This window comes from Streptomyces sp. NPDC001507 (genome assembly GCF_042894765.1).
Classification (GTDB): domain Bacteria; phylum Actinomycetota; class Actinomycetes; order Streptomycetales; family Streptomycetaceae; genus Streptomyces.
Map to the genome: position 1 here is coordinate 454,550 of NZ_JBIAVV010000008.1, position 14,364 is coordinate 468,913.

Genomic DNA, 14,364 nt, shown 5'->3' on the forward strand with positions numbered 1-14,364 from the left:
TTCGCCAGGGCGGCCGGTCGGAGTCCCCGCCGGCAGGCCGACGATCCGGCCGGTGGTGTGCAGGCGCATCTGCCGAGCGTGTCCATCGTGACGCGGCCGGCCCCCGGGCGGTGGCGCGCACGGACGCATAGGAGCCCGGATGAGATTCGGCATCCGTCTTCCTCCCGGACCACACCCACATTCCGGTTGATCGCCGCACGCCATATCCCAGGGGTGGGGAGGTGCCGGACGTTCGGGTGACAGGTGCGGTCACGCGGCCTCGAGGCCGGCGTGGCACGCTGAAGAAGGACTCCATGGCTGCGTTCACCCGCAGCGCCAGCCCTCCCTATCGGTCCGGCCTTCCGGCGGCGGTCGAGCGCCCCGACGAACTTCCGGGAGCGGAACTGCGATCCGCGATAGCTGTGCGGAATGCATCCGCCGACGTCTCCACGCCGGGCCACGGCATTGTCCAGGGCGGCCGCGGCCAGGCGGGGCTTCATCCGCGCGTCGATGGAGTAGCCCACGATCCTGTTGCTGAAGACGTCCTTGACCGCGTAGAGGCAGTGCTTGCCTTCAGTGGTGGCGTGTTCGGTGATGTCGGCGAGCCACAGCCGGTTCGCACAGGTAGCACTGAACTCACGGCGGACCAGGTCGCCGCGCACCGGCGGGCCGGCCTTCTTGCCCTTGCCACGCCTCTTGCCGCCCGCGCTCCACCAGCGTTGCCCCGGCAGATCAGGTCGAGGCCCTCCGGCAGGCGCGCCGGAGGGCCGGGCGCGGACCTCGCCGACCAGGTGTGCGCCGAGCAGGGGGAGCACCACGCGGGCCACGCGTTCGGCTTCCTCAGGGTGCGGAGGCCGGGATGGAGGGGAGAGATCAGGCGCCTGTCCTCCGCACCGGGCCGGCCGGTGTCAGCCGGAGATCTCCTTGTGGCCGGAGCCGACGCCGATGGAGATCTTGCGGGGCTTGGCGCGCTCGGCGATCGGGATGCGCACGGTGAGCACGCCCGCCTCGTAGTCGGCCTGGATGTGCTCGGTGTCCAGCGTGTCGGCGAGCACGATCTGGCGGGAGAAGACGCCCAGCGGCCGTTCCGACAGGTCCATCTGCACGTCGTCGGCCTTCGCCACGGGCCGGCGCTCGGCCTTGACGGTCAGCATGTTCCGTTCGACGTCGATGTCGATCGCGTCCGCGCTGACGCCGGGGATGTCGAAGGCCACCACGTACTGGTCGCCCTCGCGGTAGGCGTCCATCGGCATCGGGGACGGCCGCGACCAGGTGCCGGGGCCCATCAGCTGCTGCGTCAGCCGGTCCAGCTCACGGAAGGGGTCGGTGCGCATCAACATCGTGAAACACCTCCAGCGGGTTCGGGCAGTTGCTGCCAATGCGCTGCACTGACACCGTTGTAACATGTCATCCAATGGATGACAAACATGGTGTCGTCGACCCGATGACCGCCCGAGGGGAGGTGCCCGTGGCCGCAGCCGACCAGCCGTCCACGCCCCGTACGAACGCCCACAGCCCGGCGTCCTTCCTTGCCGCCGCGGCGGCTCTTGCCGCCATAGACGACGCGTTGCGCGATGCCCAGCACGAGATTCCCGACGCCGCCGGCCCCGGTCCCGAGCAGGCGCTGGCCTCCCTGCTGCTGCTGCGGCAGGTGCGCGAGCAGCTCGCCGGCTGGGAGACCGGCCTGATCGAGACCGCCCGCGACGCGGGCGCCAGCTGGGCCGACCTCGCCGGCCCCCTCGGCGTCGCCAGCCGCCAGGCCGCCGAACGCCGCTACCTGCGCGGCCGCCCCGGCGCCGTCGGCACCACCGGCGAGCAGCGCGTGACGGCCACCCGCCAGGCCAGAGCCGCTGAACGCGCCACCGCCACCTGGGCCCGCGCCAACGCCGCCGACCTGCGCCGCCTCGCCGGACAGATCACCGCGCTCGCCCACCTCGCGCCCGAAGCGCGCTCAGCCCAGGCCGCCCTGCACGCCGCTCTCGGCGCCACCGACGCCGCCGAGCTCATTGCGCCCCTGACCGGCATGCGTCCCTACCTCGATGCCCGCCACACCGGCCTCGTCGAATCCCTGGACGCCCTCGAAGACCGGCGAACGGCGACAGCCGCTGACGATGACTGACCCCCACCACACAGAGTCGCATCATGCGGCTGCGGTCCGGCCCTCCCCGAACCACACCGACGACGGGCAACGGTCCGTCCCAGCCCGAGTCCGAGTCCGTTCATGACGATCCCACAGAAAGAGACCCACATGGGCAGCAGTGTCGAGACACTGGAATTCCAGGCCGAGACCCGCCAGTTGCTCCGACTGGTGATTCACTCGATCTACTCGAACAAGGACATCTTCCTGCGCGAGCTGATCTCGAACGCCTCCGACGCCTTGGACAAGTTGCGGCTGGAATCGCTGACCGACTCCAGCCTCACCGAGACCGACACCACCGACCTGCACATCTCGCTCGAGGTCGACAAGGACGCCCGCACCTTGACCGTCCGTGACAACGGGATCGGCATGACCCGGGACGAACTCGTCGAGCTGATCGGCACGATCGCCAAGTCCGGCACCGCCGGCCTGCTGGAGAAGATCAAGGAGGCCAAGGACGCCGCCACCGCAGAGAGCCTGATCGGGCAGTTCGGCGTCGGCTTCTACTCGGCGTTCATGGTCGCCGACAAGGTCACCCTGCGCACCCGGCGGGCCGGCACCGACTCCGGCACCCAGTGGGAGTCCGACGGCGAGGGCACCTACGACCTCCAGAACGTCGACGGCCTGCCCGTGGGCACCTCGGTCACCCTGCACCTCAAGCCCGCCGACAGCGAGGACGGGCTCGCCGACTACCTGTCCGAGTCGAAGATCCGCCAGATCGTCAAGCGGTACTCGGACTTCATCCGCTGGCCGATCCGAATGGCCGGCGAGCGCACCGACGCCGAGGGCGAGACCACCTCCGGCATCGACACCCTCAACTCGATGAAGGCGCTGTGGAGCCGGCCGCGCAGCGAGGTGACCGAGGACGAGTACAACGAGTTCTACCAGCAGATCAGCCACGACTGGCTGCCCCCGGCCGAGACGATCCACATGCGCGCCGAAGGCACCTTCGAGTACGAGGCACTGCTGTTCATTCCCTCGCAGGCACCCTTCGACCTGTTCTCCCGCGAGACCAGGCCCGGCGTTCAGCTGTACGTCAAGCGGGTGTTCATCATGGACGACTGCGAAGCGCTCATGCCCAACTACCTGCGCTTCGTCAAGGGTGTCGTGGACGCCCACGACCTGTCGCTGAACGTCTCCCGCGAGATCCTCCAGCACGACCGGCAGATCCGCGGCGTACGCCGGCGCCTGGTCAAGAAGGTCCTCGGCGCCATCAAGGACATGCAGTCCAAGGACGCCGAGCGCTACGCCAAGGTGTGGGCGCAGTTCGGCCGGGCGCTGAAGGAAGGCCTGATCGAGGACACGGACAACACCGAGACCCTGCTGGAGCTGCTGTCTGCCGCCTCCACCCACGACCCGGAGAAGACCACCACGCTGCGCGAGTACGTCGAGCGCATGAAGGACGGCCAGGACACCATCTACTACCTGACCGGCGAGAGCCGCGCGATGGTGGAGAACTCCCCGCACATGGAAGCCTTCGCCGCCAAGGGCTACGAGGTCCTCATCCTCACCGACCCCGTCGACGAGGTGTGGGTGGACCAGATCCCGGCCTTCGACGGTCACCCTCTGCAGTCCATCGCCAAGGGCCAGGTCGATCTCGGCGAGTCCGCCGACGGCGACCAGGAAACCGACGCCGAGAAGGCCCAGCGCGAACAGGACTTCGCCGCCCTGCTGCCGTGGCTGACCACCACGCTGTCCGAGCAGGTCAAGCAGGTCCGCCTGTCCTCACGCCTGACCACCTCGGCGGCCTGCATCGTCGGCGACGCCCACGACGTGACGCCGACCCTGGAGAAGATGTACCGGGCGATGGGCCGGCAGCTGCCCCCGGTCAAGCGGATCCTGGAACTCAACCCCGCACACCCGCTGATCACCGCCCTGCGCACAGCACACGACGCGGGCGCCGACGACCCCGCACTGGCGGAGATCGCCGAGCTGATATACGGCAGCGCGCTGCTCGCCGAAGGGGGCGACCTGCCCGACCCGGCCCGCTTCACCCGGCTGCTCACCGACCGCCTGGCCCGCACCCTGTAACCACGGGGCGGCCCGGCACCGGCGAAGCGCCCGTGACGAGCCGAGGGGTGATGCCGGTGCCGTTGAACGTGCACCCCACAGGCCCGCTCGCGCCGGGAACCAGCTGAGTTCCTGGCGCAAGCGGTCAGTTCGCCAGGGCGGCCGGTCGTACCGCCCCTGGCCCGAAACGCCGGCGGGCGCGGTCCGCGGCGGCTTCGGCGGCGTGGGCGCGGGCGTCGCCGGGGTCCAGGGAGAGCTGCCGGTAGGCACTGCCGGCCGGCCGCAGCCCGTCGGCACGGATCGCGAAGGCCCGGACCCTTGCGCGCTGCAGCCCGAGGGAGGCCAGCAGCCCCAGGGCCGTCGCGGCGAGGGCCGGTGAGTGGTTGGTGGGTTCCGGCAGGGCACGTGTGCGGGTGGTGGAGCTGCGGTCGGCGTACCGCACCGTGAGAGTGAGCCGGTCGGCGACCTGGCCCTCGCCACGCAGCCTCTGGCCGATCCGGTCGGCGAGCCCGAGGACGGCCCGGTGGTGCTGGGCGGAGTCGAGGGAGTCCCGTTCCAGTACGAGGTCGGCGGCCAGGTGCGCTGCCGGTTCCGAGGGGACGACCGGCCGGGGGTCGCGGCCGCGGGCGCGCTCGGCCAGCAGCCGGGCGGGGCCCGCGCCGAGAAGCCGCTGCAGAGTCCCCGCCGGCAGGTCGACGATCTGGCCGATGGTGTGCAGGCCGTATCTGCCGAGCGTGTCCGCCGTGGCGCGGCCGATCCCCGGCAGCGCGGTGACCGGCCGCGGGTACAGCCAGTCGGCGGCGTCGGCGGTGGGCACCCAGGTGGTCTCCCCCGGCGCGGACGCGTCGGCCGCCATCGCCGCGAGCATGCGGTTGCCCGCGAGCCCGGCGCTGCTGTCGATGCCGTAGAGGGCCTTCAACCTCATCTTCGCCAACTGGACCACGTCGTACGGGGAGAGGTCGAAGTACCGGAGCGCCGACGTCAGGTCCAGCTGGACGGCGTTGGGCGGAACGACCTGGACATGCGGCGTGACACCAGACACCAGTTCGATTATATCGGCGTACTGATCCTCGTTCAGTGAGGTGTGCAGGTAAAGGTGGGCGATGTGCCGCTGCCGTGTACTCGTCCCGCTCATCCCGCGCTCCCCGGGCTTCGGTGGCCGAACTTCTTCAGGTCCGCCGAGCGGGTGCCGGCGGGCTGGAGGTCGGCGTACGGGTGGAGGCGGGCGCCGGTGGTGCCGTTGGCCAGGGTGCGGTGCGGCTGGGCGGGGGTCGGGTTCGGACGGCTCCTGCCCAGGAGGGCGAGGGCGGCCTCGGGACCGTTGTCGCGGCGGGCCGCGGCGATCTCGTCCAGGTCCCAGGCCATCGTCCCGACGACGGTACGACGGGTACCGCGCACCTGGACCGTGCCACGGACCAGGAGCAGCCCGCTGTGGAAGACCGTGTACGCGCAGGCCGGGTGGGAGTCCTCGAAGAACGCCAGGTCGACCAGCCCGGACCCGTCCTCCAGGGTGACGAAGATGATCCGCTTGCCGCTCGCGATCGGCGGCGTCTGGGTGGAGGCCCGTACCCCGGCGACCAGGACCTGCTGACCGGCGCGCATCCCTGCCAGGTGCGCCGCGTCGGTCGCGCCGATCTCGCGCAGCAGCCGGTGGTGGTGCTCCATCAGGTGCCGGGAGACGTCGATGCCGAGGGTGCTCAGCTCGGCGCTCAGGGCCTCGCGGCCGGTCATCTCCGGCAGTCCGCTCGGCTCGGCTCCACCGACCGCGTCGGCCGTGATGGGCAGTTGACCGGCACCGGCGGTCCGGTTGTGGGACTGGCGATGGAGTTCGGCGATCTGGAGCAGCAGGTCGCGGCGGGTGAGGCGGCCGTCGTGCAGACCGTTCAGGGCACCGATCTCGGCGAGACGTTCGGCGACCGGTCTGCTGGGGTGGGCCCGCTGCCAGAAGTCGGACAGCGATCCGTACGGCTGCCCCGCCTCGATCCGCGCGCACTCCGCCTCGCTGATGCCGCGCACCCCGGACAGCGCGAGGCGTACGCCCCACCGGTCTCCGTCGGCTTTCTCCACGGTGTGTTTCACGCGAGAGTTGTTGATGTCGACGGGCAGGACGGGAACCCCACCCCGGCGGGCGTCGGCGACCAGGACCCGCTTGGGCCACATCCCGGGGTCGTGTTCGAGGAGGCCGGCCAGCAGGAACGCCGGGTAGTGCGCCTTGAGCCAGGCGCTCTGCAACGCAGGCACGGCGAAGGCGACCGCGTGGGCCCGGCAAAAGCCGTACGCGCCGAAGGCCTCGACGGTCTTCCACACCTCGTCCCGCACGGCCGCGCTGTAGCCACGCGCACCGGCCCGCTCGTGGAACCAGTCCCTGATCCTGGGCAGTTGCTCCTTGTCGCCGAGCGCCCGCCGGGTGATCTCCCCGAAGGCCCGGTCGCAGCCGGTCAGCACCCGCAGCGTCTCGATGATCTGCTCGTGCCAGATGGTCACGCCGTAGGTGTCGGAGAGGACTGGTTCGAGGTCCGGGTGGGCGTAGTCGGGTGCGCCGCCGTGCCGGGCGGCGATGTACCGCTCGGGCATGCCGCCCGCGACCGGTCCGGGACGGAAGAGGCTGATGTCCGCGATGACGTCCTGCACGTCACGGGGCTGGAGGCGGGACAGCAGGTCCTGCTGACCGGGCGACTCCAGCTGGAACAGGCCCAGGGTCTGGCTGGCCTGGATGAGCTTGAAGGCGAAGACGTCGTCGAGCGGCACCTGCCCGGGGTCGTCCAGGTCGATACGGTTGCCGGTGGTCCGTTCGATCTCCGTGACCGCGTGGGCCATCGCGGACTGCATCCGGACGCCCAGGACGTCGAGCTTGATGTTGCCCAGCGCCTCGATCTCCTCCTTCGCGGCCATGGCCATGGGGTAGTCGCCCTGCGGGGTGGGCTGCACCGGCAGCCGGTCCAGGAGGGTGGCGTCACTGATGACCACACCGCAGGGGTGCATGGCCATGCCGTGGACCAGGGAGTCGAGGCCCTCGGCGAGCTCCCACAACGGCCCGTAGCGGGATGCCTCGGCGGCCAGTTGCCGTAGTTCGGGCAGTTCGGCGAGGGCGCCGGTGATGTCGCAGGCACGCAGGTGCGGGAAGCTCTTGGCGATCCGGTCCACGTCCGCGGGCGGGATACCCAACGCGAGACCGGTGTCACGAAGCGCCCGGCGCGCCCGGTAGGTCTCGGGCATCGCGGTGACCGCCACCCGCTCCTTGCCGAAGCGTTCGAAGATCGTGTCGTAGCACTCCAGGCGGCGGGCGGACTCCACGTCGATGTCGATGTCGGGCAGCGACTCCCGGCGCCTGCTGAGGAAGCGTTCGAACAGCAGGCTGTGGTCGAGCGGGTTGGCGGTGGCGATGTCCAGGGCGTGGCAGACCAGGGAGCCGGCGCCGGAGCCGCGGGCCGCGACCCGGATGCCCCTGGCCCGGATGTCGGCGACGACCTGGGCCACGGCGAGGAAGTACGCGTCGTAGTTCCAGTGGGAGATGACGGCGAGCTCCTCGTCCAGCCGGGCGCGCGCCTCCCGGTCGCGGTCGAGGCCGCGCCGGGCCAGTCCTGCCTCGCTGCGCAGGCGGAGCAGCCGGGCCGCGCCGCCGGCTCCGGGCTCGGCGCCGAAGAGCGACGGCTCGGGAAGGTGCGGGGTGCCGAGGCCGAGGTCCGCCTTCGGATCGACGGTGCACGCGTCCGCGGTGGCGGCGGTGTCCGCCAGCAGCCGGTGGGCCCGGTGGGGGTCCGCTCCGGCGCAGTCGGTGATCATGCGGGCGACGGCCGCCATCCCCCTCTCGTCCCTGAGCCAGCGCTGTCCGCTGTCCAGCCGGCGCCGGTCGATCGGACGCAGCAGCCGGGCGGCGTCCAGGACGTCGGCGAGGCGGTGCTGTTCGGGGTCGGCGTAGCGGACGGCGTTGGAGAGCACGGCGGTGGTGCCGGTGCGGTCGGCCAGGGCGAGGGTGCGGGCGGCCAGACGCAGGGATCCCGGATCTGTGCCGGAACGTTTCTGCGCGACGGCTTCCAATCGAACATCCCTCCCGAAGATCTCCTGCCAGGGCGCCAGCAGCTTCACCGCGACGTCCTCCCGGCCCACCGACAGCGCCCGTACCGGCTCCGAGAGCGGCCCGAGCAGCACGGTCAGACCGGGGCCGCCGTGCTCGCGCAGCGCCTCCCACGGCACCACCGGCGGTGTGCCTGACACGGCGCCGACATGGGCGGCCGACGTGATCCGGCACAGCCGGGCCCAGCCCGTCCGGTCCTGGGCGAGCAGCACGAACCGCAGCGGCGGCTCGGCCACGTGCGCACCGCCGCGCGCCGGGGTACGGCGCCGCGAGGCGGGCGGCGGGGGCGCCAGGGCCGCCACCGCGAGGTCGATGCCGAAGACCGGCCGGACCCCCTCCTTCGCACACGCCTGCGCGAATCGAACAGCCCCGGTGACCGTGTCCCGGTCGGTGAGCGCGAGCGCGGACATGCCCCGCTCCGCCGCCCGCTGGACGAGCTGCTCGGGATGAGAGGCGCCGTAGCGGGCGGAGTAACCGGACGCGACGTGCAGATGGGCGAAGCCCGTCATGCCGCACCTCCATCACTCCACCCCTTTTCGACCATAAGCCCGATATGCTCATCGTACGCTCGTTCGATTACTCTAACCCCATCAGCCCCGGTCAGCGACCCTGAATCGAACATGCAGACGATTCTTTGGGAGGGAGGTCGGGACGGGTGACGACCGGAACGGACACCGCCCTGTCAGTTCCTCGGCACGCCGGCACAGTTGGAGAAAGCCGCCGCCGCAGTCAGAAAATGCCGCCGCCCTGACGCACCCCTGGCGGCCGCTCCGCACCCCCGAGGAGAGACGCACTCTCGCAATCCGCATCCGATGGAGCACTCTCCGTAGCGGGCCGCGACGTGGTTCGGCCGCCCCGGGGGGCGCGGCCGACGGCGGAGCACGACGAAGGCCCTGCCCCCTCGCAGGGGACAGGGCCTCGCCGGAACACGGCGCGTGTCGGCCGCCCGGGGTACCGGTGGGTGTCAGCCGGCCCGGACGCCAGGGCCGTCAGCCGATCCGGACACCGGGGGACCGTCAGCCGATCTGGGCCCCCGTCGCCGACAGCGCCTCCGTCACCGGCTGGAAGAACGTCTCGCCGCCGGAGGTGCAGTCGCCGCTGCCGCCCGAGGTCAGGCCGATCGCGTTGCTGCCCGAGAAGAGCGAACCGCCGCTGTCACCGGGCTCGGCGCACACGTCGGTCTGGATGAGTCCGCTCACCGTGCCCTCGGAGTAGTTCACGGTGGCGTCGAGGCCGGTGACCGTGCCGTCGTGGACCTGGGTGGTGGAGCCGCTGCGGGTCACCTTCATGCCGACGGTGGCCTCGGCCGCGCCGGTGATCTGCTGGGCGGAGCCGTTGTAGAGGTCGACCTCGCTCGGGTGGGCCACGCCCGAGGTGTACTTGACCAGCCCGAAGTCGTTGCCGGGGAAGCTGGACTGGGCGTTCTGGCCGATCACGGTCCCGGAGGAGTCCGACCAGGTGGAGATGGCCTGGGTGCAGTGTCCGGCGGTCAGGAAGTACGGCTGGCCGTCCTTGACCACGTTGAAGCCGAGCGAACAGCGGCCGCCCGAGCCGGTGATCGCGTCGCCGCCGGCGATGAAGGGCTTGAACTCCCCCTTCGAGTGGCGGAGTTCGGCCTTCTCGCCGAGTCCGTCGACGACCTTGGTGAGTTTCGCCAGCTCGGCCCCGGTGACCGTCCGGTCGGCGGTGACGACGACCTTGTTGCCGACCGGGTCGGTCGCCCACGAGGTGCCGGGGATGGTCACGTTCTGCTTCAGGGTGGTGCGCGCGCCGTCGAGTTCGGCGAGGGAGTTGGCGACGAGTCTCGCCTTGGCCCCGGCCGCCTCGACGGCCTTGGCGGCGGTGTCGTCGACCACGTTGACGACGAGGTTCTTCGACCGGGCGTCGTAGTAGGTGCCCGCCGCGTCGGTGCCGAGGCCGGCGGCGAGCGTCGAGGCGAGCTTTCCGGCCGCGGGGGCGGACAGGATCTGCGGTGCGGCGGACTTGGCGGGCTCGCTCGCGTTCGCACTCTGGAAGGTCACTCCGGCGGCGACGAGCGCGGCGACACCCGCGCCGGCGAGCGCCGCCCGGCGCCGGGGTATGCGTCGGTGCTTCAACTCATGTCCTCCTGTGGGGGGTCGGCCCGCAAGGTTGTGGGGACCTTGAGGGCCGGAAGGCTGGTTGACGGCCGCCCACTATTCCGAGACCCACAGGGAGCACACAAGGTCGACTTCAGGTCTCGTGTGCGCGGATGTTGTGCGCCCCCCGTGCACGGATCGTGCACGGCCGCCGGTCACCCCAGGAGGATTCGCACTGCAAACACCGCGTGCGAGCAACGGGCGGCCGACCGTGACGTCCATCGGCGCCCTCCTCCGGCTACCCCTGGCCGGAATTCGCCCCCGCCGCCCCTTGGGCCCCGCTGGCACCCTCGGCCCCGGCCGCCGGGGGCAGTTGCTGCTGCGCCCGCTCCAGGAACCTCAGCAGCTCCACCGGGAACGGCAGCACCAGCGTCGAGTTCTTCTCGGCGGCGACCGCCACCACCGTCTGCAGCAGCCGCAGCTGGAGCGCGGCGGGCTGCTCCGACATCTCCTTCGCCGCCTCCGCGAGCTTCTTGGACGCCTGCAGTTCGGCGTCGGCGTTGATGACGCGGGCCCGGCGCTCCCGGTCGGCCTCGGCCTGCCGGGCCATGGACCGCTTCATGGTCTCGGGCAGTGAGACGTCCTTGATCTCGACGCGGTCGATGGTGACGCCCCACTCCACGGCCGGGCTGTCGATCATCAGCTCCAGGCCCTGGTTGAGCTTCTCCCGGTTGGACAGCAGGTCGTCCAGCTCGCTCTTGCCGATGATGGACCGCAGCGAGGTCTGCGCCATCTGCGAGACCGCGAACCGGTAGTCCTCGACCCGGACCACCGCCTCGGCGGGCGCGGTCACCTTGAAGTAGACGACGGCGTCGACGCGTACGGTCACGTTGTCCCGGGTGATGCCCTCCTGCGCGGGCACCGGCATCGTGACGATCTGCATGTTGACCTTCTGGAGCCGGTCCACGAACGGGACGATCATGGTGAACCCGGGCTCGCGCACCTCCGGTCGCAGCCGGCCGAGGCGGAACACCACACCCCGTTCGTACTGCCTGACGACCCGTGCCGCGGCCAGCGCGTAGACCGCTCCGACGGACACGAGAGCGGCCCCGGCCGCCACCAACGCCTCGACCATGCCGACCCCCAGGGGGTGACTCCAATGGTCCTTCGACGGTAACTCCGGCACCCCGTCAAAAGGGAGCCCCCGCACGCCGGTTGCGTACGGGGGCCCACCGGGAGAACCGGTCCGGGAGGATCGTCAGCCGACGCTCACACCGTAGTAGCTCAGCGCCTCGGTGACCGGCTGGAAGAAGGTCGTACCGCCGGAGGTGCAGTCGCCGCTGCCGCCGGAGGTCAGACCGTAGGCGACGGAACCACCGTAGAGCGGGCCGCCGCTGTCGCCGCCCTCGGCGCAGACCGTGGTCTGGATCAGGCCGTAGACGATGTCACCGCTGCCGTAGTTGACGGTGGCGTTGAGCGCGGTGACCCGGCCGCTGTGGGTGCCGGTGGTCGAACCGCGGCGGTACACCGTCGTCCCGACGCTGGGCGTGGCCGCGCTGGAGATGGTCTGGCTGCCGACCGCGCTCGGGTGCGCGATCGAGCTGTTGGTGTACTTCACCAGCGCGAAGTCGTTGCCGGGGAAGCTGTAGCTGACGTTCGTGCCCAGGACCGTGGTGTGGCCGGAGTTGCTGTACCAGGTCGAGGCCACCTGACCGCAGTGCCCGGCGGTCAGGAAGTAGTACGTGCTGCCGCTGTGCACGTTGAAGCCGAGCGAGCAGCGGTAGGAGCCGCCGTAGATGGCGTCGCCGCCGGTGATCAGCTTCTTGAAGGTGCCGGGGGTGTGCTTGATGGTGAGCGCGCCGGAGTTGACGCCCGCCTGCCGCTTGATCTTGGCGATCTCGGCGTTGGAGACCGTGGAGTCGACGGTGACGACGACACGGTTGGTCTTGCTGTCGACGGCCCAGGCGGTGCCGGGGACGTCCGCCTTCAGGACGGAGCTGTTCACGGCCTTCAGTTCGGTGGTGCTGAAGGTGTGAACGTCACTCGCGCTCGCGGTGGGGACGGCGAACGCTGCCGCGGCCAGGAAACCGGAGGCCACGGCGATCAGCCGGGTCCGTCTCGCGATACCGCTGCGGGGGGTCGTGCGCTTGATCCTCACTTGTCGTTCCCTCCCAGGGGAAGTCGGGGGCCCGCGTGGGGTCGGGGCCCGTGAGGCGCAGCCAGTGGGTGGCGCCCGGTTTTCGGACACGCAATGCCCCTGACAAGCGCTGTGGGGGAGTATTCGGGCGAACGACCGGTACCCGCAAGGGTGCCTTTCGGCCGTGCGACCGTGTTCGAACCGTGCCGACTTTGTGCGATCTCGTCGTGGTCCGGGCGAGTTGACGCCCTGACCGTGTCCGTCGAATATCCGTCGAATGTCCGCCGGATGCCTCAGGCGAGCTTCCGCTCCCCCGCCTCGACGGCGAGGTCCAGCGTGTTGCCCGGCGGCGGGAAAGGGCAGATGAAGTGGTCCGCGAAGGCGCACTGCGGCAGCTGCGCCCGGTTGAAGTCGACGGTGGTGGAGCCGTCGGCGGCCGGGGCGGCCGAATAGAGGAACCTGAACCGGAAGCCGCCGGCTCCGCCGGTGGTGTCGGCGAACACCGCCCACAGCCGGCCGTCGGGCTGCTCGGCGACCTGAAGCGTCAGCTCCCGCCCGGCCAGGGTGAAGCCGAGCTCCCCGGCGAGCACGAGGGCGCGCTCCACTCCGTCCGCGGTGCCGACGCGCACGGTGCGCGGGTGGCCGGCGTACGGCGTGAAGCGTCCCGGGACCGACCAGCGCGGGTCGTACGGGGTGGCGTCGATGCCCCGGAAAGAGCGGCGGGCCCCGGCGGCCGGGTCGTACTCCCGTACCCCCCATATGCCCTCGCGGACCAGGACGACCAGCCGGCGCTCGCCGAGCGTGACCCGGGCCGAGGGTTCGGGGTCGGCGGCGAGCCGGACCTCGCCGGCGAAGGGCTCGCCGTCCAGGGCCAGGCCGTCGGCCGCCGTCGCGGTGAGCACGACGCCGTCCCCGTCGGCCGCCCAGATCCCGGGGAGGGCGGGGAGCCGGCCGTCCGGATGGTCCTCGATCCAGTGACTGCCGACCAGCGCGAGCGGCCCGTACGGCGCCGACACCGTCTCCTCACGGTGTGCGTGCCAGCGCTTCCAGTCCCCGGCCGCGTCCGCGTTCATACGTTCAGTCCTTCCGTCGCCTTCATCGTCGTTCCTGTCATGTCTCTCCTCTGCGCAAGGTATTTCACGGCGCCGCGAGTTGCCCGGCGGGCCGGGCGAGGCCGAGGTGCTCGCGCAGGGTGCTGCCCGGGTAGAAGGTGCGGAACAGGCCGCGGTGCTGAAGGAGCGCCACGGTGCCGTTGACCAGACGCTCCAGGTCGCGGCGCGGCTCGGCGGGGACCAGGTGGAAGCCGTCGGTGGCGCCCTCGCCGTGCCAGCCGGCGACCAGCTCCGCCAGATCCACCGGACCACCCCGGTACAGCGGCCCCTGCACGGTCTGCCGGGGGCCGCCGCCACCGTGCCCCGGCTCGGCCGCGCGCTCCCCGTCGCCCAGATCCACCAGGAGGCTCACCAGCACCCGCAGGGCCTCCGGCTCCCGCCCGAACTCCTGCGCCTGCCTCCGCAGTTCCTCCCGAACGGCGGCGGCCTGCGCGGAGCTCGCGGCCCGCACCAGGGCGACGTCGGCATACCGGGCGACGGCCTGCCGGGCGGCGGGCTCGGTGGCGTCGGCCACCCGGACCGGCTGCTCCGGCGCGGGCCCCGGGGTCTCGGTCCACCGGCCGGCCCGGCCCCGGCTCACCCCGTCGAGGTGGGCGACTGCAGCCTCGGGGCCGGCCGTCACCGGCACCAGCCCGATCCGCCGGGTGGCCGGGGCCACCTGCGCCAGCGCGCCGACCGCGTCGGTCTCCGGCCACCCGAACCGGTCGTCGAGCGTCACGAAGTCCAGTCCGCCGCTCTCGGCCAGCCGCACCAGCTCGACGCAGCGCTCCGCGTCGAACACGCCGGCCTGGTCCACCGCGGCGGCCAGATGCAGCAGCCCCCGGCCGTACGAGCCGGTCATCACCACGAACAACCTC

General features: G+C 71.5%; 10 protein-coding genes and 2 pseudogenes. 2 read left to right on the forward strand and 10 right to left on the reverse strand.

What is annotated here, in order from left to right; all coding sequences use genetic code 11:
* Positions 1-274: 274 nt before the first annotated feature.
* From ACFY0K_RS27130 to ACFY0K_RS27140, 3 genes and pseudogenes are all read right to left on the reverse strand, one after another.
* A pseudogene (locus tag ACFY0K_RS27130) lies at positions 275-677 on the reverse strand (DDE-type integrase/transposase/recombinase); the annotation flags it as partial.
* Between the two features lie 32 nt (positions 678-709).
* A pseudogene (locus ACFY0K_RS27135) lies at positions 710-824 on the reverse strand (DUF2267 domain-containing protein); the annotation flags it as partial.
* A gap of 63 nt (positions 825-887) precedes the next feature.
* Positions 888-1,319 carry an Hsp20/alpha crystallin family protein gene (locus tag ACFY0K_RS27140; protein ID WP_390642023.1) on the reverse strand — a complete coding sequence of 144 codons (432 nt, stop codon included), beginning with the start codon at positions 1,317-1,319 and terminating at the stop codon, positions 888-890.
* Positions 1,320-1,447: 128 nt separating this feature from the next.
* Here ACFY0K_RS27140 and ACFY0K_RS27145 point away from each other — a divergent pair, with 128 nt between their 5' ends.
* A complete protein-coding gene (locus tag ACFY0K_RS27145; RefSeq protein ID WP_390642076.1) occupies positions 1,448-2,098 on the forward strand; it encodes a type III effector protein in 651 nt (216 codons plus the stop codon).
* A gap of 129 nt (positions 2,099-2,227) precedes the next feature.
* Positions 2,228-4,147, forward strand: a complete 1,920-nt coding sequence (gene htpG / locus ACFY0K_RS27150) for a molecular chaperone HtpG (RefSeq protein ID WP_390642024.1) — start codon at positions 2,228-2,230, stop codon at positions 4,145-4,147.
* 124 nt (positions 4,148-4,271) lie between these two features.
* On the opposite strand, the gene ACFY0K_RS27155 is transcribed toward htpG, so the two are convergent.
* The 7 genes from ACFY0K_RS27155 to ACFY0K_RS27185 form a co-directional block, all read right to left on the reverse strand.
* Positions 4,272-5,261: an ImpB/MucB/SamB family protein gene (locus ACFY0K_RS27155; protein WP_390642025.1), complete on the reverse strand. Its 990-nt coding sequence runs from the start codon at positions 5,259-5,261 to the stop codon at positions 4,272-4,274.
* Positions 5,258-8,710, reverse strand: coding sequence for a DNA polymerase III subunit alpha (locus ACFY0K_RS27160; protein WP_390642026.1), 3,453 nt, complete (start codon positions 8,708-8,710; stop codon positions 5,258-5,260). Before ACFY0K_RS27160 ends, ACFY0K_RS27155 begins: the two co-directional genes overlap by 4 nt.
* Before the next feature lie 507 nt (positions 8,711-9,217).
* Entirely contained in the window at positions 9,218-10,297 is a 1,080-nt protein-coding gene (locus ACFY0K_RS27165) for a S1 family peptidase (protein WP_390642027.1), read from the reverse strand.
* 259 nt (positions 10,298-10,556) lie between these two features.
* Entirely contained in the window at positions 10,557-11,393 is an 837-nt protein-coding gene (locus ACFY0K_RS27170) for a slipin family protein (protein ID WP_390642028.1), read from the reverse strand.
* A 123-nt stretch (positions 11,394-11,516) separates the two neighbouring features.
* The gene (locus ACFY0K_RS27175; protein WP_390642029.1) at positions 11,517-12,416 is read right to left on the reverse strand and encodes a S1 family peptidase; all 900 of its coding nucleotides are present in this window, start codon (positions 12,414-12,416) and stop codon (positions 11,517-11,519) included.
* Between the two features lie 272 nt (positions 12,417-12,688).
* Positions 12,689-13,468 (reverse strand): DUF1684 domain-containing protein, encoded by a 780-nt coding sequence (locus ACFY0K_RS27180; RefSeq protein ID WP_390642030.1) that lies wholly within the window; start codon positions 13,466-13,468, stop codon positions 12,689-12,691.
* 64 nt (positions 13,469-13,532) lie between these two features.
* On the reverse strand, positions 13,533-14,348 hold the full coding sequence (locus ACFY0K_RS27185; protein WP_382728164.1) for an LLM class flavin-dependent oxidoreductase: 816 nt from the start codon (positions 14,346-14,348) through the stop codon (positions 13,533-13,535).
* Between the last annotated feature and the right edge of the window lie 16 nt (positions 14,349-14,364).